The organism is Actinosynnema sp. NPDC023658 (assembly GCF_040639995.1).
Classification (GTDB): domain Bacteria; phylum Actinomycetota; class Actinomycetes; order Mycobacteriales; family Pseudonocardiaceae; genus Actinosynnema.
In genome coordinates this window covers 1-1,986 of sequence record NZ_JBFAAX010000988.1, presented here as the reverse complement: position 1 = coordinate 1,986, position 1,986 = coordinate 1, and the positions used below count along the sequence as shown (strand labels likewise).

The following is a 1,986-nucleotide window of genomic DNA, read 5'->3' as shown; positions in this document are numbered from 1 at the left end:
GCCACGCGGCCTCCGGCGCGCTCCAGGTGTCCGCGCTGCTCGCGCACCACCGCGGCGACAAGGCGTTGGACGGGCGGGTCGGCGTCGTCACGTCGGTCTCGGCCGACGGCGCGGTCGGCGCGGCCGTGATCCGGGGGTACGCCCGTGGCTAGCGTCATCACCGGAGCCGAGATCCGCACCTGCCTGGGCGACACGACGACGACGTTCAAGGCGCTGGTCGAGGGCGTCAGCGGGGTCTCGCCCCTGCGCTTCCACGACACCGCCAAGCTCAACGTCACCCACGGCTACCAGATCGACGACGGCGACGTGGAACGCCCGCGCCGCGCCGCCGGCTGGCTCACCGAGTGCGTGGCCGCCGCCGCGGCGCAGGCCGGGCTCGACGCCACGACCCAGCGGGTCACGGCGATCGTCGGCACCGGTCTGCGGGAGCTGCGGTCGGTGGAGCGGTTCACCGCCGACGGCGTCCCGGTGCTCCCCGAGGAGCTGCACTTCGCGGCGGCGGTGCGGGCCGCGCTGCCCGGAGTCGCGGACGTGATCACGGTGTCCAACGCGTGCTCGGCGTCCGGGCACGCGCTCGCCATCGCCGCGGACCTGCTCGCCGCGGACGAAGCGGACGCGGTCGTCGTCGCGGGCTGCGACGCCACCACCGAGAGCATGCTGACGATGATCGGCCGCGTGGGCGAGGAGCCCACGACCTCCGTGCGCCCGTTCGACCGGGACCGGACCGGTGTCCTGCTCGGTGAGGGCGCGGCGGCGGTCGTGGTCCAGCCCCGCGGTGACGGGCCCGTGGTGCTCGGTGTCGGCCTGTCCTGCGACGCCTACCACGAGACCGCGCCCGACGTGCGCGGCATCGTGGCGGCGATGCGCGACGCCCACGAACGCGCCGGGATCACCCCCGACGACGTGGACCTCGTGCTCGCCCACGGCACCGGCACCTCCCTGAACGACCCGACCGAGGCCGCCGCCCTGGCCGAGGTGTTCGCCGACGTGGCCGAGCGACCGCTCGTCACCGGGGTGAAGGGCGCCATCGGCCACACCTCCGGTGCGGCGGCGCTGACCAGCCTGGTGCTCGCCGTCGAGTCGGTGCGCGCCGGGTGGGTGCCGCCCAACGTGGGGCTGCGGACCGCGATCGACGAGGCCGCGGACCTGCGCCTGGTCGTGGACGAGCCCGCGTCGATCAGCGGGCCCGCGGTCGTGCAGGTCGACGCGTTCGGCTTCGGCGGCGTGAACGCGGTGTGCGTGATCGAGGTGGCCCCGTGACCGCAGAGGTGATGGTGACCGCCCAGGCCGTGCACCTGCCCGGCCCCGGCTCGCCGGACGACCGGTTGCTCGCGCTGCTGGCGGCCGAACCGGCCGTCGGACCGGACCAGGCGCACGTGCTGCTGGGCCGCAAGGGCCTGCTCTACAAGGAGCCGTCCACCCGGCTCGCGCTGTGCGCGGTGCACCGCGCGCTCGGTCTGCCCGAGGGCAGGCCGACCCTCCCCCTGCCGGGGGCGGACCGCACGGCCGTGATCGTCAGCTCCAACTACGGCAACGTCGCGACGGTGGCCGAGGTGGTGCGCGAGGAACGCGCGGGCTCCGGCCGCGACGTGAGCCCGCTCAACAGCCCCAACGCATCGAGCAACGTCGTGGCCAGCACCATCGCGATCCGCTGGGGCTTCACCGGGCCCAACCTGACCGTGTGCTCGGGCGAGACGTCCGGGCTGGACGCGGTCGGCCTGGGCGCGCTGGCGCTGCGCGCCGGACGCGCGGACCGGGTCGTGGTCGTCGGCGTCGAACCCGACGACGACACCGCCACGTCCATCGCGGGCCCGTTGCGCGCCCTCGCGGCGTGCGTCGTGCTCGAACGCGCGGAGCCGGGACGTGCGGGCGTGCTGCTGGGACGGGTGCACCGGTCGGAGCACGTGGACGACCTGCTGCTCGACACCGCCGAGATCGACGACCACGTCGGGCCCACGTCCGGCGCGCGCGGCGTGCTCCAGGTGG

The 1,986-nt window shown here is 75.4% G+C and carries 2 protein-coding genes; both read left to right on the top strand.

What is annotated here, in order from left to right; genetic code table 11:
* Window positions 1-144: 144 nt before the first annotated feature.
* Entirely contained in the window at window positions 145-1,260 is a 1,116-nt protein-coding gene (locus AB0G02_RS37245) for a beta-ketoacyl synthase N-terminal-like domain-containing protein (protein ID WP_360804325.1), read from the top strand.
* A partial coding sequence (locus tag AB0G02_RS37240) for a beta-ketoacyl synthase N-terminal-like domain-containing protein (protein ID WP_360804322.1) occupies window positions 1,257-1,986 on the top strand: 730 nt, incomplete at its 3' end. The genes AB0G02_RS37245 and AB0G02_RS37240, both read left to right, overlap by 4 nt.